Origin of the sequence: Microbacterium sp. NPDC064584, from assembly GCF_040687315.1 — a bacterium.
In the GTDB taxonomy this organism is placed as follows: Bacteria; Actinomycetota; Actinomycetes; order Actinomycetales; family Microbacteriaceae; genus Microbacterium; species Microbacterium lacus.
Window position 1 is genome coordinate 15,699 of the sequence record NZ_JBFBMZ010000003.1, and the last position, 21,590, is coordinate 37,288.

The window sequence follows — 21,590 nt, forward strand, 5'->3', positions numbered from 1 at the left end:
ATCGTGCGGCGGATCAGCGCAGCGCGCCGGCGAGCAGGGCGAAGTACTCGTCGATTCCCCAGCCGATCGAGAGCGGCGAGGGGTTGGCCGATGCCGCGAGCGGAGTCGAGTTCTCGAGCACCGCGATGCGCCCTTCGGCGATGGCGGGGATCTGCGAGAGCAGGGGGTCGGCCTGCAGCTGCTCGATGATCGCGCCGTCGGGATCGCCGTACGTGACGAACACGTCGACGTCCGAGAACCGGTCGGCCTGCTCGGCGCTCACGGTCACGTAGAACAGGTCGGTCCCCGCCGACTCCTCGGTCACGATCTCGGGCTCGGGCAGACCGAGGCTCGCCAGGAACCCGGGACGGGTGTCCAGGCTCGTGTAGAAGCCGACCTGGCTGAGGTCGGACGGATCGAGATACGAGAAGAGCACCTTCGCGTCGGCGAGTTCGGCGTTCGCATCCAGCGCGGTCTGCACCTGCGCCTCGAGGTCCTCGATCAGCGCGTCGCCTTCCTCGGAGAGTCCGATCGCGGCGGAGTTCATGCGGATCATGTCCTGGTAGGACGTTCCCCACGCGACCTCGGGGTAGGCCACGACGGGCGCGATCTTGGAGAGCGTGTCGTACTCCTCCTGTGTCAGGCCCGAGTACGAGGCGAGGATGACGTCGGGCTCGGTGTCGGCCACGGCCTCGAAATCGATCCCGTCCGTCTCGTCGAACAGGACGGGGGTCTCGGCACCGAGCTCGGTCAGCTGGTCCTCCACCCACGGGAGCACGCCGTCGCCGTCGTCGTCGCCCCATGTCGCCTTGCTCATGCCGACCGGGACCACGCCGAGCGCGAGCGGCACCTCGTGGTTCCCCCACGCGACGGCGGCGACACGCTCGGGCTGCGACTCGATCGTGGTCTGCCCGAACGCGTGGTCGATCGTGACGGGGAACGCGCCGTCCTCTGCCGCCGCGGTTCCTCCGGCGGAGGATCCGCTCGTGTCGGACGCGCAGCCGGTGACCAGCAGAACGGTGGCGGCGGTGAGGATCGTCGCGGCGGCGACCTTGGCGGATGACGGGGCGATGCGGGTGCGAGGCACGGGATACTCCGGATGAGTCGGGTGTCGGCAGGGTGTGGTGCAAGCCTTGTTAGGTAAGCCTTACATTACCCGGCACATTACCGAACCGGACCCCGGAACCCGAATCCGCCCGCGGGATCAGCTCCGCTTGGTGGCGTCGATCCGCCGGACCAGGGCCCAGGCGCCCGGGACGATGAGCGCCGCGAGGGCCGCCTTCACGATTCCGCCGACGATGAACGGGAAGAGCCCCGCCTCGAGGATCTGCCAGAAGGTCAGGTCCAGACCCATCCCGACGTTCAGGACGTACGCGAGGTACGGGATGCCGAAGACGAAGGGGACTGCGCTCGCCAGGGCGAACCCGGCGAACGCGAGGAGCGGGCGGCGATCCCACGCGCGCTCGGCGAACCATCCGGCGACGAAAGCGGAGACGATGAAGCCGATCACGAACCCGAAGCTGGGCTTGGCGACCGCTGCGAGCGAGCCGGTGAACCCGGCGAAGATCGGCAGGCCGGCGAGGCCCAGAGCCATGTAGGTCGTCAGAGCGGCGGCTCCGCGCCATGCGCCGAGCGAAGCGCCCACGATGATGACACCGAGCGTCTGGCCCGTGATCGGGACCGGCCACAGCGGGATCTCGACCTGGGCGAGCGCGGCGACGACCGCGGCCCCGGTCAGCACGAGTGCGGCATCCAGAGCGAACGCCCGCGCGCGGGTGGAGGGGCGGGCGATGACGTCGGCGAGCACGCGACGGGTGGGGATGGCGGCGACGGACATGGAGCTCCTCTGCGGGGGGACGACGGTGGGAAGCGGCGCGGGCCGCTGATTTTCAGCGTAGGGGAGCGATCGCGGCACTTCTTGGATGCCGTCCACTATGTCTGCCCCGCTCTTTGTCGGTGTCGTGCAGTATTCGCGGCCGGTAGACTGGGATGTCGGCCACTCGGCCATCCTCCACTTCGACGAAACGGACCTTCGCTGTGCTCGCCGTGCACGACCTCGAGATCCGCGTGGGCGCCCGCGTGCTCATGGCGGACGTCTCGTTCCGCGTCAGCAACGGCGACAAGGTCGGGCTCGTCGGCCGCAACGGCGCCGGCAAGACGACGCTGACGAAGGTCCTCGCGGGAGACCTGCTGCCCGCTGCCGGCCGCGTCGACCGGTCCGAAGAGCTCGGATATCTCCCGCAGGACCCCCGGACGGGCGATCCCGAGATGCTGGCTCGTACGCGCATCCTCGACGCGCGCGGCCTCGGCACCCTTGCGATCGGCATGCACGAGGCGTCGATGCAGATGGGTGACGACGACCCGGCTGTCGCCGCGAAGGCGATGAAGCGCTACAGCAGTCTGACCGAGCGATTCGAGGCGCTCGGCGGATACACCGCGGAGGCGGAGGCCGCGTCGATCGCGCACAACCTGTCGCTTCCGGACCGCATCCTCGACCAGCCGCTGAAGACCCTCTCGGGTGGCCAACGCCGCCGGATCGAGCTCGCGCGCATCCTCTTCTCGGATGCGGAATCGATGATCCTGGATGAACCGACGAACCACCTCGACGCGGACAGCGTCGTGTGGCTGCGCGAGTTCCTGAAGAACTACAAGGGCGGGCTCATCGTGATCAGTCACGATGTCGAGCTCGTGGGGGAGACCGTGAACCGCGTCTTCTACCTCGACGCGAACCGCCAGGTCATCGACGTCTACAACATGAACTGGAAGAACTACCTGCGCCAGCGGGTGGCCGACGAGGAGCGCCGCAAGAAGGAGCGCGTCAACGTCGAGAAGAAGGCCTCCCAGCTCCAGCTGCAGGCGGCCCGGTTCGGCGCGAAGGCGTCCAAGGCCGCGGCCGCGCACCAGATGGTGGCCCGCGCCGAGAAGATGCTGTCCGGCCTGGACGACGTGCGCCAGGTCGAGCGGGTCGCCAAGCTCCGCTTCCCCAAGCCCGCCCCCTGCGGCAAGACGCCGCTCATGGCGTCGGGTCTGTCCAAGTCGTACGGCTCGCTCGAGATCTTCACCGATGTCGACCTCGCGATCGACCGCGGATCGAAAGTCGTCGTGCTGGGTCTGAACGGTGCCGGCAAGACCACGCTGCTGCGGATCCTCGCCGGCGTCGACCAGCCCGACACCGGGCAGCTCGAGCCCGGCCACGGGCTGAAGATCGGGTACTACGCGCAGGAGCACGAGAACCTCGACGTCTCGCGGTCGGTGCTCGAGAACATGATGTCCGCCGCTCCCGACATCAGCGCGACCGAGGCGCGGAAGGTGCTCGGCTCGTTCCTGTTCACCGGCGACGATGTGCTCAAGCCCGCCGGCGTCCTCTCCGGCGGAGAGAAGACGCGCCTGTCGCTCGCGACGCTCGTGGTCTCCTCTGCCAACATGCTGCTGCTCGACGAGCCCACGAACAACCTCGACCCGGCATCCCGGGAAGAGATCCTCGGGGCACTCGCCCACTACGAGGGAGCGGTTGTGCTCGTCTCGCACGACGAGGGTGCCGTGGAGGCGCTGAATCCGGAGCGGGTGCTCATCCTCCCCGACGGCGTCGAGGACCTCTGGAACCGCGAGTACCAGGAGCTCATCTCGCTCGCATGAGGTCGTGCGTCAGCGCCCGGCGCCGTCCAGGATCGAGTCCTCTTCCTCCATGTCGCGGTCCGTCCGGCGGGCGGGTTTCCGCTCACGCGGCTCGACGCCCTTCGCGCGGTCTTCGGCATCCTCGCGCCGGTGGCGCCGCTCGGTGCGGATCACATAGCCGATGAAGACGAAGCCCATGACGGCGAAGAGAATCCACTGGATCGCGTACGACAAGTAGGGCCCGGGGTCATCCGACGGCGCCGTGAGTGCTTCCGGACGCGTCGCCGGTGCCGGGTCCTCGGTCACCATCACGCCGTAGGCGCTGCGCTCGAGCACCCCGTCCAGACCGGTCTGCGCGGCGACGAGGTCGGGCGTGATCGAGGGGACCTGCCCGTCCGGTGCCGAGCGCCCGGATGCGGGCACCGCCTCGGCGGGCCGCAGCCGCGCGATGACCGTGACCTCGCCCTCGGGGGGCGCGGGCACGGTGTCGGGCAGCGGCTGAGACTCACCCGGTCGGACCCAGCCCCGGTCGATCAGCAGCACGCGGCCGTCGTCGAGGCGGAACGGCACGAGCACTTCGAACGCGGCGGTCCCGCCGTGTGGCCGGTTGCGGACCAGCAGCTGCTGTCCGGCGAGGTACTCGCCCTCGAGCGCGACCGGGCGCCACTCGTCGGCGGGGTCCAGTGCGCCCCCCTCGGGAATCACTTCGGCCAGCGGAACGGGGTCGGCGTCGTAGTTGCGATCCACGAGCTCCAGCTGCGCCGATCGGTCGGCATTCCGGGTGAACTGCCAGTTCGACAGGAAGCCGCACGCGATCGCGAAGACGATCGCCACGGCGACGTACGCGGTCCATCGCACCGCCGCGGGAGCGGCATCCCGCCGCCCGCTCATGACGGCACCTCCGCTCCGCCGGTCTCCAGAGGGAAGACTGCGACGGGGAAGTCCCGCGCGGCGAGATAATCCCTCAAGAACTCACGGTGTTCGTCGCACGCGACCCAGACTTTGCGACGGTCCGCGGCGTGGATCCGCGGGTTGCGCCATTCCACGCGCCATCGGGCCGCTTCCCGGCAGCCGGCTCGTGAGCAGTCTACTCGGGGTGCGACCTCTCGCGCGTCGGGGCGCGCGACGGTCACTCCGGGGCGCCCGGGCGGCGTTCGTCGATCGAGCGGGTCTCCTGGATGCGCAGAACCGGCGGCGCCCCGTCCGAGCTCGGCGTCGGCTGCGGCGTCGGGGCGGACGGCAGTGCCCGCTCGGGACGGATCACCTCGGTGCGCGCGGTGTCCGGACCGACGTTCGCCACGACGACAGCGATGTACGGGATCACGATCGCGCCGGCCGCGAACACCCACGTGTACCAGCTGTACGGCGTCACCACGACCATCAGGATGAAGCACGCGACGCGGATGCCCATCATCACGAGATAGCGGCTGGAACGACGATGTTCGTCGTCGCGCGGTGCTTCCGGCAACGATGTCGCGGACTGGGGCTTCGGCGTGGTCTTCACGGTGAGACCAGGGTACGCCCGCTGCGAGGGGGGTCGGCCGGTTCAGCCCGGATCGCTGGGCCGATTTCGGCTCAGCTGCTGTAGCGCACACCCTGCGAAGCGGCGAACGCGAAGAAGGCGAAGAACGCGATGACGCCGATCACGAACAGCGCGAGACCCACGTAGCCGACGATCAGTCCCGCCAGGGCCATGCCGCGGCCCTTCTCGCCGGACGTCGCGATCTGCTTCAGCGAGATGTGCCCCATGATGACGCCGCCCAGCGATCCGATGAACGGAAGGATCCAGATGAAGCCGACGATCGAGGCGATCATCGAGATGACCGCGAGCGTGTTCGTCTTCACCGGGGCGTACGCACCGTAGGGTGCGGGTGCGTAACCGGCGCCGGGGCCGTAGGCGGGGGCCGTGCCGTAGGAGGGCGCCGGAGCGGAGCCGTATGCCGGCGCGGCGCCGTACGAGGGCGGCTGCGGAGCCTGGGGCACGTAGGCGGGCGGGGCGGTGGGTGCCGCGCTCGGCGCCGGCGGCACGGGCGGTACGCCGGCCTGACCGGGAGTGGTGCCGTCGGGGTTCGTGTCGCTCACGGGCGTGCCTTTCATCGGGTCACTCCCAGCGTCCCAGTGCGGGCCGGGGGTGTCAAACCGCGCCCGACTAGGCTGGTGCGGTCCACGTCCTCGCCGCATCCGGGAGTCCTCACATGTCGAATGAACGCGTCGTCCTCGTCACCGGCGGCAACCGCGGCATCGGTCGCGCGATCGCCGAGCGCTTCGTCGCGGACGGCTACCGCGTCGCCGTCACCGTGCGCTCCGGCGAGGGGCCGGAAGGCACGCTCACCGTGCGGGCCGACGTGACGGATGCCGCCGCACTGGATGCCGCGTTCACCGAGGTCGAGGCGGCACTCGGTCCGGTGGAGATCGTCGTGGCGAACGCCGGGATCACGAAGGACACGCTCCTGCTGCGTATGAGCGAGGACGACTTCGACAGCGTCGTCGCCACGAACCTCGGCGGGTCCTTCCGCGTCGTCAAGCGGGCGGCGAAGGGCATGCTCCGCGCGCGCTGGGGACGCGTCATCCTCATCTCGAGCGTCGTCGGACTCTACGGGTCGGCCGGGCAGATCAACTACGCCTCGTCCAAGAGCGCCCTCGTCGGCTTCGCGCGATCCCTCACGCGCGAGCTGGGCGCGCGCGGAATCACCGCGAACGTCGTGGCGCCCGGCTTCATCGAGTCCGACATGACCGCGTCGCTGCCCGAGCAGGTGCAGGCCGACTACAAGAAGAGCATCCCCGCCGGCCGGTTCGCGACCACCGACGAGGTCGCCGGTGTGGTCGCCTGGCTCGCTTCGGACGATGCGGCGTACATCTCGGGCGCCGTGATCCCCGTGGACGGCGGACTCGGCATGGGGCACTGACCCGGCCGCCAACGACCGGCAGCGTCAACGACCGGCAGCGCTGGCGATCTCTGCGGCGAGGTTGTCGGGCTGTGAGAACTGCGGCCAGTGACCGGAGTGCAATTCGACGATGTCGAGATCCTGCACGGCCGCGAGCTCTTCAGCCCAGTCCGGTGCCGACGCGATGATGTCGCGGATCTCCGCAGCCGGAACCGTGCCGGTGAGCATCGTCACCGGCACCCTCCGCCGTCGCTCGTCGTGCAGGCGCAGCGGATCCGTCGGTACGAGCGCCGGAACCGTCTTCGCGGTGGCCGCGACGCGGGCGCGGGTCGGCTCGTCGAGATCGGCGATCTCCTGGTCCTCGAAGAAGTCCCAGCCGGGGAACGGAATGACGCCGTCGACGACGGGGAACTCCCAGATCGACCCGCCGTCTCCCGGCGGGAAGGTGTCGACGAACACGATGCGCGCGACACGCTCGGGCCGTGCGTCCGCGGCGCCGTACACCACATTGCCGCCGCCGCTGTGCCCGACGAGGACCACGAGCCCCGACGATCGATCGATCTCGTCGACGACCGCGTCCACCCAGTCCGCAATGCCGATCCGATCGGACTGCGCGGCCGGCACCCCGACACCGGGCATCGTCAGGGCGTGCACGGAGTGACCGGATCGTTCGAGAGCAGGGACCACGGCGTCCCATGACGAGGCGTCGAGCCAGAGGCCCGGAACGAGGATGATGTTCATTCCGGAAACCTACTCCCGTCATCCGACATCGCTCAGGGCAGGAGCGGGATCACCTCGCGCAGGTCGACGCGCGCGATCACGAGATCGGCTCGCGCTCGCACGGCCGGCTTCGCGTTGAAGGCGAGTCCGAGGCCCGCGACCGCCATCATGCGCAGATCGTTCGCACCGTCGCCGATCGCGATCGTGCGCTGCACAGGGACACGCTCTGCATCCGCCCACTCCTGCAGCGCGTCGGCCTTTGCCTCGGCATCCACGATCGCGCCTTCGACGGCCCCGGTCAGAACGCCGTCGTGCGTGGCGAGCCGGTTCGCGCGCCACCGGTCCACTCCGAGCGCCGGGGCGACCGAATCGAGGATCTCGTGGAAGCCGCCGGAGACGACACCCACCGATCCTCCACGCGCGTGGACCTCGTCGATCAGCTCGTGCACACCGGGCGTCGGCTCGATCCGCGACAGCACGCGGGCGAACGCGGACGTCGGCACGCCGGTGAGCGCCTGCACGCGCGAGCGCAGGCTCGTCGCGAAGTCCACCTCACCGCGCATCGCCGCTTCGGTCGCCGCCGCCACTTCGCCGCCGCGCCCCGCCTCATCGGCGATCAGCTCGATGACCTCGTTGCGGATGAGAGTGGAGTCGGCGTCGAGCACGACGAGGAACCGGGCAGGCGTGGGAGGCACGACTCCACGGTAGCGTCCGCGCGGCGCCGGCTCAGGCGTCGACGCGGATGCCCTTGCCGACGACGGTCAGCCCGCTGTCGGTGACCGTGAAGCCCCGGGCGATGTCGCGCTCGCGATCGACCCCGACCGTCGCGCCGTCCGCGAGGACGACGTTCTTGTCGAGGATCGCGCGATGGATGCGCGCACCCTGCCCGACCCGCACGTGGTCGAACAGCACCGAGTCGGTGATCGTCGATCCGCCCCCCGCGAGGGTCCACGGGCCCACGACACTGCGCTCGAGATGGGTCCCGGACAGCACCGAGCCGAGCGAGACCACCGAGTCGATCGCGTTGCCGATGCGTCCCACCGAGTCGCGCACGAACTTGGCCGGCGGAGAGTTCACCGTTTGCGAGTGGATGGGCCAGTCCGTGTTGTACAGGTTGAAGATCGGCAGCGTCGAGATCAGGTCCATGTGGGCGTCGAAGAACGAGTCGATCGTGCCCACGTCCCGCCAGTAGTCGCGGTCGCGATCGGTGGATCCCGGCACATCGTTGCGCTTCATGTCGTACACGCCCGCGTCGCCGCGACCCACGAAGTAGGGGATGATGTCGCCGCCCATGTCGTGGTTCGAGGTGGGGAGCTCGCCGTCCGACTCGACGGCCTCGATCAGCGCGTCGGTGTCGAAGATGTAGTTGCCCATCGAGGCGAGCACTTCGTGCGGAGCGTCGGCGAGGCCCTTGGCGTCCTGCGGCTTCTCCAGGAACTCCCGGATCTTCCCGGGGTCCTTCTCGTCGACGTCGATCACGCCGAACTGATTGGCCAGGGCCAGTGGCTGACGGATGCCGGCCACCGTGGCGCGGGCACCGGAGTCGATGTGCGCGGCGAGCATCTGACGGAAGTCCATGCGGTACACGTGATCGGCGCCGATCACGATGACGATGTCGGGCTTCTCGTCGTTGATCAGGTTGAGGCTCTGCAGGATGGCGTCCGCCGAGCCGGAGAACCAGCGCTTGCCCAGTCGCTGCTGGGCGGGCACCGAGGCGACGTACGAGTCCAGCAGAGGCGACATGCGCCAGGTCTGCGAGATGTGGCGGTCGAGGCTGTGCGACTTGTACTGCGTCAGCACGACGAGCTGTCTCAGGCCCGAATTGATGAGATTCGATATCGCGAAGTCGATCAGGCGGTACTGCCCTCCGAACGGCACCGCGGGCTTGGCCCGATCCGCCGTGAGGGGCATGAGTCGCTTGCCCTCGCCACCGGCGAGGATGATTCCGAAGACCTTCGGCGTCGTAGGCATGGCCCAACCCTATGCCGCGATTCGACCCGGGGACTAGCGTGTTGACATGCGAGTCGACATCGTCACCAAGGAATATCCGCCGGAGATCTACGGCGGCGCGGGAGTGCATGTGACCGAGCTGGTCCGCGCGCTCCGCGAGCGGATGGACGTGCAGGTTCGCGCGTTCGGCGCGGCCCGCGCCGAGCAGGACACGACCGCGTACGGCGTGCCCGCAGAACTGCAGTCGGCGAACGGCGCGATCCAGACGCTCGGCACCGATCTGGAGATCGTGTCGGACATCGCCGGCGCGGACGTCGTGCACAGCCACACCTGGTACGCGAACTTCGCCGGCCATCTCGCGGGCCTTCTGCACGGCATCCCGCACATCGTCACGGCGCACAGTCTCGAGCCCCTCCGGCCGTGGAAGGCCGAGCAGCTGGGTGGGGGCTACGCCGTTTCCAGCTACATCGAGAAGACGGCCTACGAGGGCGCGGCGGCGATCGTGGCGGTCAGCGACGGCATGCGCACCGACATCCTGCGCAGCTACCCCGACCTCGACCCGGCGAAGGTGCGCGTGATCTACAACGGCATCGATGTGGACGCCTGGCGGCCGGTGGAGAATCCCGGACTCCTCGCGGAGCTCGGGATCAGCCCGGCCCGGCCGTCGGTCGTCTTCGTCGGCCGGATCACCCGGCAGAAGGGCCTGCCCTATTTCCTCCGGGCCGCGGAGCTCCTGCCGCCGGATGTGCAGGTCATCCTGTGCGCGGGCGCGCCGGACACCCCCCAGATCATGGAGGAGGTCCAGGGTCTCGTCCGCCGCCTGCAGGAGACGCGTGACGGGGTGGTGTGGATCGAGCGGATGCTGCCGCGCGACGAACTGTGCGCGGTGCTGACCGCTGCCACGACTTTCGTCTGCCCGTCGATCTACGAGCCGCTCGGCATCGTGAACCTCGAGGCGATGGCGTGCGGTGCCGCGGTGGTCGGGACGGCGACCGGCGGCATTCCGGAAGTCGTCGTGGACGGCGTCACCGGCCGGCTCGTGCCGATCGAGCAGGTGCAGGACGGCACAGGGACGCCGCTGGACCCCGATCGATACGTCGCCGACCTCGCGCGCGTGCTCACCGAGGTCGTGAGCGACCCGGAGCGCGCCGCCGCGTACGGCGCCGCCGGCCGCGAACGGGCGGCGAACGATTTCAGCTGGGCATCGATCGCGGACGCCACGGCGGCGCTGTACGCAGAGGTGAGCGGCATCCGCGGATAGGGTGGAGCGCATGCCGCAGGTGCTCGAGTTCTCCGACGTCGTCGTCCGCCGAAGTGCCCGGGACATCGTGGACCACCTCGAGTGGTCGGTGGAAGACGATCAGCGCTGGGTGATCCTCGGGCCGAACGGCGCGGGCAAGACGACCGTGCTGCAGCTGGCCGACACGCTCGTCCACCCGACTTCGGGTCGCGTCACGATCCTGGGGGAGCAGCTCGGGCGGACGGACGTCTTCGAGCTCCGGCCCCGCATCGGGTTCGCCTCGAGCGCGATGGCCAAGCGCGTGCCCGCGGAGGAGACGGTTCTGAACGTCGTCCTCACCGCCGCGTACTCGGTCGTCGGACGCTGGAACGAGGCGTACGAGGACATCGACGAGCGTCGCGCGCTGCGGGTGCTGGCCGAATGGCGACTGGACCACCTCGCCGACCGCACGTTCGGCACGCTGTCCGACGGCGAGCAGAAGCGCGTCCAGATCGCGCGGGCGATCATGACGGATCCCGAGCTCCTCCTGCTCGACGAGCCCGCCGCGAGTCTCGATCTCGGCGCGCGCGAAGAGCTGCTGACCCTGCTGAGCGGCTACGCGCAGGCCCCCACGACGCCCGCGATGGTGATGGTGACGCACCATGTGGAGGAGATCCCGGTGGGCTTCACGCATGTCCTGCTGCTGCGCGAGGGCCGCGTCGTCGCCGCCGGGCCGCTGGCGGAGGCGCTCACGGCGGAGAACCTGTCCGAGACGTTCGGCGTGCCGATCGCCCTCACCGCGGCCGACGGTCGGTACGCGGCTCGTGCGAGTGCCTGACCGGCGATTCTGCGCGAGGCCGACGGGCTGATAGCATAGACCCTTGGTGCATTCGCACCGCAGATTTTCACGCCCTGGCAAAATCCAGTGCACTCTCCCTAGAGGATCACCATGAAGACTGACATCCACCCCGACTACAAGGCGGTCGTGTTCCGCGACCTCGGCTCGGGCGAGACCTTCCTGACCCGTTCGACGGTCAGCTCCGACAAGACGATCGAGCTCGACGGCGTGGAGTACCCCGTCATCGACGTCGAGATCTCGTCCGCGTCGCACCCGTTCTACACGGGCAAGCAGCGCATCATGGACTCGGCCGGGCGCGTCGAGAAGTTCAACCAGCGCTTCAAGAACTTCGGCGGAGGCTCGAGCAACTGACGCTCGTCCGCTGAGAAAGGCCCCGCTTCGGCGGGGCCTTTCGCGTGCGCGGAAGACCGCGTCAGCGGACGGGCCACGACCCGTCCAGGTGCGTTTCCGGGTCAAGCCGCCCGATCCTCACGAAGTACTCCGTGAGGCTGTCGGCCTGTGCGCGGGCCCAGCCGATCTGGTGGGTGTGCAGAACGTCGGCGCGCGCAGGAAGGAGCTCGGCGAACCGACGCGCCAGCGCCTGCGCGAGGCGTCCCGCGGCGACGGCGTCCGCGGACGCGTCGTGCGCCCCGTCCAGGGGCACTGCGTAATGCGCGGCGACGGCGGCCAGCGTCCGCTTGCCGCGCCGGTATCGGTCGTAGGCCTTGTCGATCACGAGGGGGTCGATCACGGGGGAGGGATCCTCCAGAGGTGCGATCGCGTGCCGGCGGGCCTCGTGCGCGAGCAGGGAGAAGTCATAGGACGCGTTGTACGCCACGACGGGGATGCCGGCGTCCAGCAAGGCGCGGAGCGTCTCGGCGACCTGCTCCACCACTTCCTCGGCGGGAGCTCCGACCGCCCGTGCGTGCGCCGTCGTGATGCCGTGCACCGCGGTGGCGGCGGCCGGGATCTCGATTCCGGGGTTGGCGATCCAGTCGCGCGCCAGGATCGCGGTGCCGTCCGCGTCGAGCAGGCCGACGTGCGCCGTGACGATGCGATCGTGCTCCACATCGACTCCGGTCGTCTCGAGGTCGAAGACTCCGATCACGCGCGTCCATTCCATGCTCGTGACGGTATGCGCCACCACCGACACCGGCGTGAAGCGCGCAGGATGACGGAGATGTGCGCGATGACGGAGACTTCCAGGCCTCGGCATCCGTCATTTCGCACATCGACGCGATCCTGCGCACTCGCGGACGCGCAGAGGTCGGACCGAGCGGCCTCGTAGACTCGGACGGTGCCCGCCGCCAACCCATACGCCGACCTCCTCGACGCGATGGAGGTCCAGCGCGCGGAGGTGGACGTGCTCGGCGGTACGACGGCGTACTGGACCTACGGGTCGCCGGACAGCGACACCACCGTGATCGCGGTCCACGGCTTCCGCGGCGAGCACCACGGCCTCGAGCCCGTCGTCGCGCACCTCGACGGCATCCGGATCATCTCGCCGGACCTCCCCGGTTTCGGTGAGACGCCGCCGCTGCCGGGGCGCCGGCACGACCTGGCCGCCTACACCGAGTGGCTGAAGGCCTTCGCCGGGACGGTCGCGCCCGGTGCGGTGATCCTCGGGCATTCGTTCGGCTCGATCGTCGTGGCATCCGCCGTGGCGGAGGGGCTCGACACCCCGAAGGTGATCCTCGTCAACCCGATCGGCGCGCCGGCGCTGGAAGGTCCGCGCGGCATCCTCACCCGGCTCGCCGTCTTCTACTACTGGGCGGGCGCGCGGCTGCCGCAGCGGGCGGGTGACGCTCTGCTGCGCAACGGCGCGATCGTCCGCGTGATGAGCGTGTCGATGGCCAAGACGCGGGACGCCGAGCTGCGCCGCTTCATCCACGACCAGCACGACACGTACTTCTCGCGCTTCGCGGACCGCGACGTCCTGCACGACGCCTTCGTCGCCTCCGTCTCGCACGACGTCCGCGAGTTCGCCCCGCGGATCACCCAGCCGACGCTGCTGATCGCAGCGGTGCGCGACGACATCACGCCGATCGAGGCGGAGAGGCACCTGGCGACGCTGTTCTCGGATGCCGAGCTGATCGAGATTCCGGACGTGGGCCATCTCATCCACTACGAGACGCCGCAGCCGGCCGCCGAGGCGATCAGGCGCTTTCTTTCGCCTTCCGCTCCCGGTAGGCGATGACGTTCATGCGGTTGCCGCAGTTGCCGGTGTCGCAGTAGCGCTTCGAGCCGTTGCGCGAATAGTCGACGTAGACCGATTCGCAGTCGTCGGCCGAGCATGTGCGCACGCGGTCGTACTCGTCGGAGCGGATCACGTCCACGAAGGCCATGGCGGCTTCGACGAGGATGCGGGTCGCCAGCGGGGCGTCGTCGGATGTCGCGTGGATATGCCAGTCGTAGCCTCCGTGCCGGACGAGGCGGGGGAGTGCGCGGCCGTCGGCCAGCATCTCGTTGACCAGCGGCACGGCGCCGTCGCGGTCGACGTCCCACAGGCGCCGCAGCCGCGGACGGATCGCGCGCACGGCGTCGATCTCGGCCTGATCCCGCCGGATCTCGCCGGTGTAGGGATTGATCGCGAGGTACGCCTCGAACTCCTCGGGTGTCTGCAGGGTGTCCTCGCCGTCGAATCCGGGCAGGGTGTTCACCAGGTACACGGCGGCGCGGAGGGACTGCTCGGTGTCACGGATGAACACCATGTTGACTCCTGACATCGGGGAACGCTAGTGTCACCAGTGTACGCACCGTACACTCCTGACACGTAGACAGTCGGATTCCCATGGCCGCACCCACCGCATCGATCCCGATCGTCTCCGCGACGGCTGTCCACCGAGTGAGCACATCGGGGCTCGTTCTTGCCGTCCTGTCCGCCCTGGCGTTCTCCTCGAGCGGCCCGTTCATCAAGCCTCTCCTCGAGGCCGGCTGGTCCCTCGGCGCCGCACTGCTCGTCCGGATGGGCGTTGCCGGTCTCGTGCTCTCGCCCGCACTCGTGCGCGCCGTGCGGCACCAGCCGGGGTTCCTCCGTCGCCATTGGATGCTGATCGTGGCGTTCGGCCTGATCCCGGTCCTCGGCTGCCAGCTCTTCTTCTTCTCGGCGATGCAGCGGATGCCGGTTGCGGTCGCCCTGCTCATCCAGTACCTCGCCCCGGTCATGCTCGTGGCGTATGTGTGGCTCCGCACCCGCCGGGCGCCGTCTGCTCTGGTCCTCGGAGGGTCGGCGGTCGCGATCGTCGGGCTCGTGCTCGTCGTCGACATCTCCGGGGCGTCGTTCGATCTCCTCGGGACGCTGCTCGCCCTGGCCGCCGCGGTGTGCGTGTGCGTCTACTTCGTGATCTCCGAGCGGGCGGGCGGTGATCTTCCGCCGCTGGCGCTGGCCGCTGGTGGACTGCTGGTCGGCGCGGCGGTCATGGCGGTCTTGTGCCTCACCGGCGCGATGCCGTTCGCCGCGCCGCCCGTCTCGGTCGTCCTCGCCGGAGTCGAGGTGCCCTGGTTCGTGCCACTGCTGTGGGTCGCCGCGGTCGCGACGACGGTCGGCTATGCGTTCGGCGTCATGGCGGTGCCGCGTATCGGCTCGCGGGTGGCGTCCTTCGTCGGCCTGTCGGAAGTGCTGTTCGCGCTCGGTTTCGCGTGGCTGTTCCTCGCCGAGGTGCCCGCTCCCATCCAGTTCGCGGGCGGGGCGCTCATCCTCGTCGGCGTGGTGCTCGTGCGCGCGGACGCGAAGGCGACCGGGCTTCCGCCGAAGGGCGAGGACGAGGCCCCTACGCTTCCCGTCGTGCCAGCTCCATGAGCGGAGTCACGCGGTAGTCGATCACCTCGCCCATGACGAGCGAGGTCTCGGTCCGCTCCACCCCCTCGATGGAGAGGATGCGGGCGTCGGTGTCGAACAGGTGCTGCGTGTCCCGGCACACGACGCGCACGAGCAGATCGACCGGTCCGCTGAGGCCGTGGGCCTGCACGACTTCAGGGATGTGAGCGAGCTCAGCGGTGATGCGCGGCAGCTCGGCCTGGCGGACCGTGACGCTCACGAAGGCCTCGATGGGGTAGCCCAGCGCCCGGGCCGAGATCGCGCGTTCGTAGGAGAGGAAGACCCCGGTCCGCTCGAGACGCGCCATGCGCGCCTGCACCGTGTTGCGCGACATCCGCAGACGCTCGGACAGGGCGACGACGGTCGCGCGGGGATCGGCCGCGAGGGCGGCGAGAAGCTCGAGGTCGACATGGTCCACGCTGGTCATAGTGTGGAAGATTAGCAGGCCCACCCTCGTCAGGCTACGCAACATGCTCAATCTGATCGTCAATGCTTGAGCTAGGTGCAAAACGGACGTACTGTCGGCCTCGTCGGCGACGCCGCCGACGATCCGCGCCGGATCACCTCACGAGGGCGGTCCGCAACGACGAGGGATGACGATGATGCACACCCTGAGCCCGACCGCCGATCATGCCACCGACACGGACGACGTGGCCCGTCTGATCACCCCCGACGGTGAGCGCCTCGCCGATCGCGAGCTCGACCCGTGGGTCGCCGACGTCGACGCCGAAGCCCTTCGGGGCCTGTACCGCGACATGACCGTCGTCCGCCGGATCGACACCGAGGGCGTCGCCCTGCAGCGCCAGGGCCAGCTCGGACTCTGGGCGCCCTGTCAGGGACAGGAGGCCACGCAGGTCGGCACCGCCCGGGCGTTCCGTGCCGATGACTTCGTCTTCCCCAGCTACCGCGAGATCGGCGTCGGCTTCGTCCGCGGCGCTGCGCCCGCAGATTTCGTGCTCGCGTGGCGCGGGGAGGCGCACTCGACCTACAACCCGTACGACCTCAACACCGCCACGCCGCAGATCATCATCGGCGCCCAGGCTCTGCACGCCGTCGGCTACGGGATGGGCATCACGTTCGACGGCACCGATCAGGTGGCGGCGGCGTACTTCGGCGACGGTGCGACGAGCCAGGGCGACGTGAACGAGGCCATGGTCTTCGCCTCTTCCTTCCGTGCTCCCGTCGTCTTCGTCTGCACGAACAACCAGTGGGCGATCTCCGAGCCGGTCACCGTGCAGGCGAAGTTCCCGATCGCCGGGCGCGCACCGGGGTTCGGCATCCCGAGTCTGCGGGTCGACGGAAATGACGTCCTCGCGTGCCTCGCGGCGATGCGATGGGCCACCGACCACGCGCGCACCGGGAACGGCCCCGTGTTCCTCGAGGCGGTGACGTACCGGATGGGTCCGCACACGACCTCGGACGACCCCACGCGCTACCGCGACAAGGATGAGGTCGAGCGCTGGCGCCGCCGGGACCCGCTCGCTCGCGTGGAGGCATTGCTGCGGCGCCGCGACGAGTTCTCGGACGAGTTCGCCCGCGATGTGGCGGCCGAGGCCGACCGCTGGGGTGCGGAGGTCCGCGCCGCGACGCTGAACGCCCGCACGAAGGAGCCGATCGAGATCCTCGATCACGTCTACGCCGAGCCGCACGTCGGCCTGGACGCGCAGCGCGCCGACTTCGCTGCCTATCTCGGGAGCTTCTCGGATGCCGTCGCCGGAGGTGAGGCGCGATGACCCAGCTCACGATGGCGAAGTCCATCAACGAAGGTCTGCGGCGGGCGATGGCCGATGACCCCCGGGTCCTCGTCATGGGGGAGGACATCGGCAAGCTCGGCGGCGTGTTCCGCATCACCGACGGCCTCCTGGACGAGTTCGGCGCCAAGCGGGTGATCGACACTCCGCTGGCGGAGGCCGGGATCATGGGTACGGCGGTGGGCCTGGCGTTCCACGGATTCCGGCCCGTCGTGGAGATCCAGTTCGACGGTTTCGTCTACCCGGCGTTCGACCAGATCGTGTGCCAAGTGGCGAAGCTGCACTATCGGACGCAGGGCAACGTCACGATGCCGATCACGATCCGCATCCCCTGGGCCGGCGGCGTGGGCGCCGCGGAGCACCACTCCGAATCGCCCGAGGCGTACTTCGTGCACACCTCCGGACTGCGCGTCGTCGCGGTCTCCAACCCGCAGGACGCTTACGTGATGCTCCGTCAGGCGATCGCCTCGGACGACCCGGTGGTGTACTTCGAGCCCAAGCGGCTGTATCACCAGAAGGGCGAGGTCGACCTCGACATGGACGTCGCGGACGCGCCGCCCATGGGGATCGCCCGCGTCGCTCGCGAGGGAGAGGACGTGACGCTGCTCACGTACGGCGCGCAGGTCGCCACCGCGCTCGATGCCGCCACCGCGGCGGAGGATGAGGGCGTCTCGATCGAAGTGATCGATCTGCGCTCGATCTCGCCGGTCGACTACCGCACCGTCACCGCGTCGGTCCGCAAGACCGGCCGCGTCGTCGTCACGCACGAAGCGGCGCGTGAGGCGGGCGTCGGTGCGGAGCTCATCGCGAGCGTCACCGAGCAGTGCTTCCACTATCTCGAGGCACCGCCCGTGCGCGTCACCGGCTTCGACATCCCCTATCCGCCGGCGAAGCTCGAGAAGCACCATCTGCCCGACCTGGACCGCATTCTGGATGCCGTGGACCGGGTGCTCGATCGGCCGAACAGCCTGACGACGGCGGAGGCGGGCTCATGAGCACCGACTTCCGGCTGCCCGACCTGGGCGAAGGGCTTCCCGAGGCGGAGCTCGTGCAGTGGCTCGTCGCCGAAGGCGACACGGTGGCCCTGAACCAGACGATCGCCGAGGTCGAGACCGCGAAAGCCGTCGTGGAATTGCCGTCGCCGTATGCGGGGGTCGTCACCGGACTGCACGCCGCGGCCGGAGACGTCGTCGAGGTGGGGTCGGTCCTGATCACCTTCGACGTCGCGGGAGAGACGGCATCCGCGCCCGCCGCCCCGCCGGTCCGCGCCGACGAGCCCGCGCAGACGGAGACCGCGGAGGAGAAGGCGCAACCGAACCTCGTCGGCTACGGCGCCGCCCCTCGCGGCAGCGCCCGGCCGCAGCGGCGGGCGAGAGTCGGGGCCGCAGCGCGCCCGGCCGCGGACACCGCGGTCCTCGAGGCCGCGCCGCACGACGCCATCACGATGCACGACCACATCGAAGCGCTGCGCGAGCGTCCGCGCTCGACTCCGCCCGTGCGGGCCCTGGCGAAGAAGCTGGGCGTCGATCTGGCGCTGGTGAACCCGACCGGCCGGACCGGGATCATCACCCGGTCCGACGTGGAGGAATACGCCGCGAAGCTGTCCGCGGCGCCCGCGCCGACGCAGGTGCGGACCGCGCCGTCGAGCGACCCCGGCGTCGCTCACGAGCGCACAACTCGCCTCCCGATCCGCGGAGTGCGCAAACACACCGCGGACGCGATGGTGCGCAGCGCCTTCACCGCGCCGCACGTGACGACGTTCCTGACCGTGGACGTGACCGCCACGAGCGAGCTCATCTCATCGCTGCGCGCGGACCGCGCCCTGCAGGATCATCGCATCGGGGTGATGGCGATCGCGGCCAAGGCCGTCTGCCTCGCCCTGGCCCATCACCCGAGCCTGAATTCGCGGTGGGATGCCGAGCACGGCGAGATCGTCCAGCATCACTACGTGAACCTCGGCGTCGCTGCCGCGACCGAGCGCGGACTGGTCGTGCCGAACATCCGCGACGCCGACGGGATGACGCTCGTGCAGCTCGCGGACGAGATCGGCGCTCTCGCGCAGACCGCGCGTTCGGGAAAGACGCCGCCGAGTGCGATGAGCGGCGGCACCTTCTCCATCACGAACGTCGGCGTGTTCGGTGTGGACGCCGGGACCCCGATCCTGAACCCCGGGGAGGCGGGCATCCTCGCGTTGGGCGCGGTGCGCCGCCAGCCGTGGGAGCACCGGGGCGAGATCGTGCTCCGCGACGTGATGACGCTGAGTCTGTCGTTCGATCACCGTCTGGTCGACGGCGAGCAGGGGGCGAAGTTCCTGCGCGACGTCGCGGACGTCTTGCAGGAGCCGGGGCGGGCGATGCTGCTGCGCTGACGTCGGGGCTAATCGATCTTGGGGTAGAACAAACCGAGCCCATGCTTCTGCAGCGTCGTGTAGGCCTGCTCGAACGTCTCGGGCTCGGCGTGCCCGTCCCCGCCGTAGCGCGCCAGGAGCAGCCCCAGAAGGCCGCGCCCGGGCGGGCTGAGCGGCTTGTCCTTGTGCGGGTGGGACGTGGGGTCGATCGATTCATCCGCCTGCGGGTTGGCCGGGATGTACATCGGATGCACCGTCGGCCACGTCCGCGGGTCGCGCGGCTCCTGCAGGTTCACGACGGAGAAGAGGTCGTTCGCGCCGGCGTCACGCCGGGTGAGCGGCTTGAGCCCGTGCAGCCGCGCGAGCGTGGCGGCGACCGCGCCGTGGTGCATCTCGTCGTGGATGATCGTGTTCGCCCGCGTGTACGCGGACACCGCGATCGCCGGTACCCGGCAGCCGAGTCGGTCGAACGTGAAGCCCATCTCCCCGGGCGCGCCATCCACCGTCGGCGGTGTCGCGGCCGGCGGGACCACGTGGTCGTACGTACCCCCGTGCTCGTCGAACGTGATGAGCAGGAGGGTGTTCATCGCGTTCGAGCCCTTCGCGGAATCGCTCGTGCGGATCGCGTTGTACACACTCGCGACGAGCTTCTCCCCGGCGCGCACGTCGGAGACGGCGGAGTCCAGGATCTGCTCGCCGTCGACCTTCGAGGTGCGGAAGACCCCGAACGGCGGGTGGAAGTCGTTGTGGTTGTAGACCATGCGCGGCTCGATGAACGCGTACGCGGGGAGCTTCCCGGCCTTCGCATCTTCGTAGAACTCCGACATGTGACCGAAGTGCTTCGTGCGCCAGTACTTCTCCAGCGACGGGGCCATCTGCACTCCCGTGAGGGAGACGAGCTGCATCTCGTCGAAGTAGACCTTCCAGGAGATGCCTGCTTCTTCGAGCCGCGTGAAGATCGTCGGGACGGCGGGCGCGTCGAGCCACTTGTCGTACCCGGCGCCCACTTTGTTCGTCACGAAGCCGTGCGACGTGGACGCGTGGAAGAACGCGCGATTGCAGTACGTCTGGGACGGGACCGCCGCGAACCAGGCGTCGAAGACGGCGAACTCCCGCGCGAGTGTGGACAGGACCGGGAGCTGTTCGGGGGAGAAGCCGCCCATGATCTGATCGACCACGGCGGGATCCGGGGCCTTGCCGCTCTTGCGCTCCATGTTGTTGACGTAGTCGTGGACGAATCCGTCCATCGTGGGGTCCGTGCCGGACGCGGGGGCGTTGAAGGGAGCCTGCATCGCCGCGACCTGTGCGGTGGCGTTCGTGGCCGGCAGCACGGAGCCGAACAGCTGCGTGTTCACGTGCGGGAACTCTTCGCCCGGATCGGGGTTCGGGAGCCCCATCACGACATCGGTCGCGCCTTCGTACACGTGCGCGGCGATGCGTCGACCGTCGGGAGCGACGTTCGCGTAGTCGCCGAACGCGAGTCCGTCGAATGTCTGCCCGGATGGGAGGTTCTCCGGCGTGTAGAGCCAGCCGAGCAGGTTGTCGAACGACCGGTTCTCACCCATGAAGACGACGACGTGATCGAATCCGGGCACCGATCTCGGGCTGAGCGCGCCGTAGTCCTGGGCACCCTCGGAGTACCCGATCGCACGTCCTGCCGAGGCTCCGGCAGCGGCGCCCACCCCACCGCCGACGATGAGACCGGCGGCGGCGATGCCGCCGACCTTCAGGAAGTCGCGCCGCGAGCTGACGAGGTCGTCCTCGGACGCTCGCGGTGCTGGGTCGGGGGACCGATCGGCCGCGCGGTCGTCCCCCCCGGAACCTCTCCTGCGCATGGTGCGACCAGCATAAAGGAGCCGCGGGAGGGTCAGGCGCGCAGGGCGGCGGAAGCCATCGACTCGAGGATGCCGCGCACGGTGCTCGTGCTCGGTGCCGGGCGCGCGCGCCCCAGGCTGTGCGGGGTGGAGTTGATCAGTCCGAAGCACGCGTGGGCGCTCGTGCGGAGCTCGGCATCCGAGCGGTCGGGGTGGATCTCGCCCAGGACCGCGAGCCACAGCTCGACGTACTCGCGCTGCAGGCGGCGCACGCGCTGCCGATCCTCATCGCTCAGGCTGGCGAGGTCCCGGTCCTGCACGCGGATGACGTCCGCGTCGGTCAGTGCGAAGTCGACGTGGAACCGGATGAGGCCATCCAGACGATCGCTCGGCGATTCGCTCGCCGCGATGACCGCCCGCCCGCCGCTGAGGAGTCGCTCACTGACGCGGACGAGGATCGCACCGAGGAGTGCCTGCTTGTTCGCGAAATGGCGGTACACGGCGGGGCCGCTCACGCCCACCGCCGCGCCGAGCTCTTCCAGGCTCACACCGCTGAAGCCGCGCTCGGCGAACAGCCTGGCCGCTTCATGGAGGATCGCCGCCTGCCGGTCGGCCTTCGCACGATCCCGTTCGGTGGCACCGCTTGTCATCTCAG

Annotated in this window: 24 protein-coding genes; 10 read left to right on the forward strand and 14 right to left on the reverse strand. The window is 69.5% G+C overall.

Annotated features, from left to right (window positions below; genetic code table 11):
* Positions 1-13 precede the first annotated feature (13 nt).
* Together AB0P18_RS06220 and AB0P18_RS06225 are read right to left on the reverse strand one after the other, a co-directional pair.
* Positions 14-1,066 (reverse strand): iron-siderophore ABC transporter substrate-binding protein, encoded by a 1,053-nt coding sequence (locus AB0P18_RS06220; protein ID WP_363359384.1) that lies wholly within the window; start codon positions 1,064-1,066, stop codon positions 14-16.
* 117 nt (positions 1,067-1,183) lie between these two features.
* Complete coding sequence (locus AB0P18_RS06225) at positions 1,184-1,816, reverse strand: biotin transporter BioY (RefSeq protein ID WP_363359385.1); 633 nt, start codon at positions 1,814-1,816, stop codon at positions 1,184-1,186.
* 200 nt (positions 1,817-2,016) lie between these two features.
* Here AB0P18_RS06225 and abc-f point away from each other — a divergent pair, with 200 nt between their 5' ends.
* A complete protein-coding gene (gene abc-f / locus AB0P18_RS06230; protein ID WP_363359386.1) occupies positions 2,017-3,615 on the forward strand; it encodes a ribosomal protection-like ABC-F family protein in 1,599 nt (532 codons plus the stop codon).
* Between the two features lie 9 nt (positions 3,616-3,624).
* Here abc-f and AB0P18_RS06235 read toward each other — a convergent pair whose 3' ends face one another.
* The 4 genes from AB0P18_RS06235 to AB0P18_RS06250 form a co-directional block, all read right to left on the reverse strand.
* Positions 3,625-4,485: an SURF1 family protein gene (locus AB0P18_RS06235; RefSeq protein ID WP_363359387.1), complete on the reverse strand. Its 861-nt coding sequence runs from the start codon at positions 4,483-4,485 to the stop codon at positions 3,625-3,627.
* The gene (locus tag AB0P18_RS06240) at positions 4,482-4,727 is read right to left on the reverse strand and encodes a hypothetical protein (RefSeq protein ID WP_363359388.1); all 246 of its coding nucleotides are present in this window, start codon (positions 4,725-4,727) and stop codon (positions 4,482-4,484) included. The genes AB0P18_RS06235 and AB0P18_RS06240 overlap by 4 nt, the downstream gene beginning before the upstream one ends.
* Positions 4,724-5,098 carry a DUF3099 domain-containing protein gene (locus tag AB0P18_RS06245; protein WP_363359389.1) on the reverse strand — a complete coding sequence of 125 codons (375 nt, stop codon included), beginning with the start codon at positions 5,096-5,098 and terminating at the stop codon, positions 4,724-4,726. Before AB0P18_RS06245 ends, AB0P18_RS06240 begins: the two co-directional genes overlap by 4 nt.
* Positions 5,099-5,169: 71 nt before the next feature.
* Complete coding sequence (locus AB0P18_RS06250) at positions 5,170-5,676, reverse strand: DUF4190 domain-containing protein (RefSeq protein ID WP_363359390.1); 507 nt, start codon at positions 5,674-5,676, stop codon at positions 5,170-5,172.
* Positions 5,677-5,789: 113 nt separating this feature from the next.
* Between AB0P18_RS06250 and fabG the strand changes: the two genes are divergently transcribed.
* Positions 5,790-6,500 carry a 3-oxoacyl-ACP reductase FabG gene (fabG, locus tag AB0P18_RS06255; RefSeq protein WP_344053396.1) on the forward strand — a complete coding sequence of 237 codons (711 nt, stop codon included), beginning with the start codon at positions 5,790-5,792 and terminating at the stop codon, positions 6,498-6,500.
* A 24-nt stretch (positions 6,501-6,524) separates the two neighbouring features.
* On the opposite strand, the gene AB0P18_RS06260 is transcribed toward fabG, so the two are convergent.
* The 3 genes from AB0P18_RS06260 to glgC are packed head-to-tail and all read right to left on the reverse strand — an operon-like array spanning position 6,525 to position 9,170.
* Positions 6,525-7,220, reverse strand: coding sequence for an alpha/beta hydrolase (locus AB0P18_RS06260; RefSeq protein ID WP_363359392.1), 696 nt, complete (start codon positions 7,218-7,220; stop codon positions 6,525-6,527).
* 32 nt (positions 7,221-7,252) lie between these two features.
* The gene (gene serB, locus AB0P18_RS06265) at positions 7,253-7,894 is read right to left on the reverse strand and encodes a phosphoserine phosphatase SerB (RefSeq protein ID WP_363359393.1); all 642 of its coding nucleotides are present in this window, start codon (positions 7,892-7,894) and stop codon (positions 7,253-7,255) included.
* A 31-nt stretch (positions 7,895-7,925) separates the two neighbouring features.
* Entirely contained in the window at positions 7,926-9,170 is a 1,245-nt protein-coding gene (gene glgC, locus AB0P18_RS06270) for a glucose-1-phosphate adenylyltransferase (protein ID WP_363359394.1), read from the reverse strand.
* A gap of 46 nt (positions 9,171-9,216) precedes the next feature.
* Here glgC and glgA point away from each other — a divergent pair, with 46 nt between their 5' ends.
* The 3 genes from glgA (at position 9,217) to AB0P18_RS06285 (ending at position 11,578) form a co-directional block, all read left to right on the forward strand.
* Positions 9,217-10,410, forward strand: a complete 1,194-nt coding sequence (glgA, locus tag AB0P18_RS06275) for a glycogen synthase (RefSeq protein WP_363359395.1) — start codon at positions 9,217-9,219, stop codon at positions 10,408-10,410.
* Positions 10,411-10,420: 10 nt separating this feature from the next.
* Positions 10,421-11,206, forward strand: a complete 786-nt coding sequence (locus AB0P18_RS06280) for an ABC transporter ATP-binding protein (RefSeq protein WP_344053403.1) — start codon at positions 10,421-10,423, stop codon at positions 11,204-11,206.
* Positions 11,207-11,317: 111 nt separating this feature from the next.
* On the forward strand, positions 11,318-11,578 hold the full coding sequence (locus tag AB0P18_RS06285) for a type B 50S ribosomal protein L31 (protein WP_363359396.1): 261 nt from the start codon (positions 11,318-11,320) through the stop codon (positions 11,576-11,578).
* Positions 11,579-11,639: 61 nt separating this feature from the next.
* Here the strand turns inward: AB0P18_RS06285 and AB0P18_RS06290 are convergent, their stop codons facing one another.
* Positions 11,640-12,329: an exonuclease domain-containing protein gene (locus tag AB0P18_RS06290; protein ID WP_363359397.1), complete on the reverse strand. Its 690-nt coding sequence runs from the start codon at positions 12,327-12,329 to the stop codon at positions 11,640-11,642.
* Positions 12,330-12,503: 174 nt separating this feature from the next.
* Between AB0P18_RS06290 and AB0P18_RS06295 the strand changes: the two genes are divergently transcribed.
* Positions 12,504-13,403: an alpha/beta hydrolase gene (locus AB0P18_RS06295; RefSeq protein ID WP_363359398.1), complete on the forward strand. Its 900-nt coding sequence runs from the start codon at positions 12,504-12,506 to the stop codon at positions 13,401-13,403.
* Here the strand turns inward: AB0P18_RS06295 and AB0P18_RS06300 are convergent.
* Positions 13,363-13,917, reverse strand: a complete 555-nt coding sequence (locus AB0P18_RS06300) for a CGNR zinc finger domain-containing protein (protein ID WP_363359532.1) — start codon at positions 13,915-13,917, stop codon at positions 13,363-13,365. The two genes, AB0P18_RS06295 and AB0P18_RS06300, sit on opposite strands and share 41 nt — an antisense overlap.
* A gap of 80 nt (positions 13,918-13,997) precedes the next feature.
* Here AB0P18_RS06300 and AB0P18_RS06305 point away from each other — a divergent pair, with 80 nt between their 5' ends.
* Entirely contained in the window at positions 13,998-15,005 is a 1,008-nt protein-coding gene (locus AB0P18_RS06305; RefSeq protein WP_344053408.1) for a DMT family transporter, read from the forward strand.
* Here AB0P18_RS06305 and AB0P18_RS06310 read toward each other — a convergent pair.
* Positions 14,977-15,450 (reverse strand): Lrp/AsnC family transcriptional regulator, encoded by a 474-nt coding sequence (locus AB0P18_RS06310; protein ID WP_344053410.1) that lies wholly within the window; start codon positions 15,448-15,450, stop codon positions 14,977-14,979. The two genes, AB0P18_RS06305 and AB0P18_RS06310, sit on opposite strands and share 29 nt — an antisense overlap.
* Positions 15,451-15,622: 172 nt before the next feature.
* Between AB0P18_RS06310 and pdhA the strand changes: the two genes are divergently transcribed.
* The 3 genes from pdhA to AB0P18_RS06325 are packed head-to-tail and all read left to right on the forward strand — an operon-like array spanning position 15,623 to position 19,142.
* Positions 15,623-16,756, forward strand: coding sequence for a pyruvate dehydrogenase (acetyl-transferring) E1 component subunit alpha (pdhA, locus tag AB0P18_RS06315; protein ID WP_344053411.1), 1,134 nt, complete (start codon positions 15,623-15,625; stop codon positions 16,754-16,756).
* Positions 16,753-17,769, forward strand: a complete 1,017-nt coding sequence (locus AB0P18_RS06320) for an alpha-ketoacid dehydrogenase subunit beta (RefSeq protein WP_363359399.1) — start codon at positions 16,753-16,755, stop codon at positions 17,767-17,769. The genes pdhA and AB0P18_RS06320 overlap by 4 nt, the downstream gene beginning before the upstream one ends.
* Complete coding sequence (locus tag AB0P18_RS06325; protein WP_363359400.1) at positions 17,766-19,142, forward strand: dihydrolipoamide acetyltransferase family protein; 1,377 nt, start codon at positions 17,766-17,768, stop codon at positions 19,140-19,142. Before AB0P18_RS06320 ends, AB0P18_RS06325 begins: the two co-directional genes overlap by 4 nt.
* Positions 19,143-19,150: 8 nt before the next feature.
* Here AB0P18_RS06325 and AB0P18_RS06330 read toward each other — a convergent pair whose 3' ends face one another.
* Complete coding sequence (locus AB0P18_RS06330) at positions 19,151-20,956, reverse strand: alkaline phosphatase family protein (protein ID WP_363359401.1); 1,806 nt, start codon at positions 20,954-20,956, stop codon at positions 19,151-19,153.
* Between the two features lie 32 nt (positions 20,957-20,988).
* Complete coding sequence (locus AB0P18_RS06335; RefSeq protein WP_344053419.1) at positions 20,989-21,585, reverse strand: TetR/AcrR family transcriptional regulator; 597 nt, start codon at positions 21,583-21,585, stop codon at positions 20,989-20,991.
* Positions 21,586-21,590 lie beyond the last annotated feature (5 nt).

Excerpts from the sequence above, each read along its gene's own strand:
- AB0P18_RS06225 (WP_363359385.1), bottom strand. The coding sequence starts at position 1,816 with ATGTCCGTCGCCGCCATCCCCACCCGTCGCGTGCTCGCCGACGTCATC.
- AB0P18_RS06235 (WP_363359387.1), bottom strand. The coding sequence starts at position 4,485 with ATGAGCGGGCGGCGGGATGCCGCTCCCGCGGCGGTGCGATGGACCGCG.
- fabG (WP_344053396.1), top strand. The coding sequence starts at position 5,790 with ATGTCGAATGAACGCGTCGTCCTCGTCACCGGCGGCAACCGCGGCATC.
- AB0P18_RS06260 (WP_363359392.1), bottom strand. The coding sequence starts at position 7,220 with ATGAACATCATCCTCGTTCCGGGCCTCTGGCTCGACGCCTCGTCATGG.
- glgC (WP_363359394.1), bottom strand. The coding sequence starts at position 9,170 with ATGCCTACGACGCCGAAGGTCTTCGGAATCATCCTCGCCGGTGGCGAG.
- glgA (WP_363359395.1), top strand. The coding sequence starts at position 9,217 with ATGCGAGTCGACATCGTCACCAAGGAATATCCGCCGGAGATCTACGGC.
- AB0P18_RS06280 (WP_344053403.1), top strand. The coding sequence starts at position 10,421 with ATGCCGCAGGTGCTCGAGTTCTCCGACGTCGTCGTCCGCCGAAGTGCC.
- AB0P18_RS06285 (WP_363359396.1), top strand. The coding sequence starts at position 11,318 with ATGAAGACTGACATCCACCCCGACTACAAGGCGGTCGTGTTCCGCGAC.
- AB0P18_RS06290 (WP_363359397.1), bottom strand. The coding sequence starts at position 12,329 with ATGGAATGGACGCGCGTGATCGGAGTCTTCGACCTCGAGACGACCGGA.
- AB0P18_RS06300 (WP_363359532.1), bottom strand. The coding sequence starts at position 13,917 with ATGGTGTTCATCCGTGACACCGAGCAGTCCCTCCGCGCCGCCGTGTAC.
- AB0P18_RS06305 (WP_344053408.1), top strand. The coding sequence starts at position 13,998 with ATGGCCGCACCCACCGCATCGATCCCGATCGTCTCCGCGACGGCTGTC.
- AB0P18_RS06310 (WP_344053410.1), bottom strand. The coding sequence starts at position 15,450 with ATGACCAGCGTGGACCATGTCGACCTCGAGCTTCTCGCCGCCCTCGCG.
- pdhA (WP_344053411.1), top strand. The coding sequence starts at position 15,623 with ATGATGCACACCCTGAGCCCGACCGCCGATCATGCCACCGACACGGAC.
- AB0P18_RS06320 (WP_363359399.1), top strand. The coding sequence starts at position 16,753 with ATGACCCAGCTCACGATGGCGAAGTCCATCAACGAAGGTCTGCGGCGG.
- AB0P18_RS06325 (WP_363359400.1), top strand. The coding sequence starts at position 17,766 with ATGAGCACCGACTTCCGGCTGCCCGACCTGGGCGAAGGGCTTCCCGAG.
- AB0P18_RS06330 (WP_363359401.1), bottom strand. The coding sequence starts at position 20,956 with ATGCGCAGGAGAGGTTCCGGGGGGGACGACCGCGCGGCCGATCGGTCC.
- AB0P18_RS06335 (WP_344053419.1), bottom strand. The coding sequence starts at position 21,585 with ATGACAAGCGGTGCCACCGAACGGGATCGTGCGAAGGCCGACCGGCAG.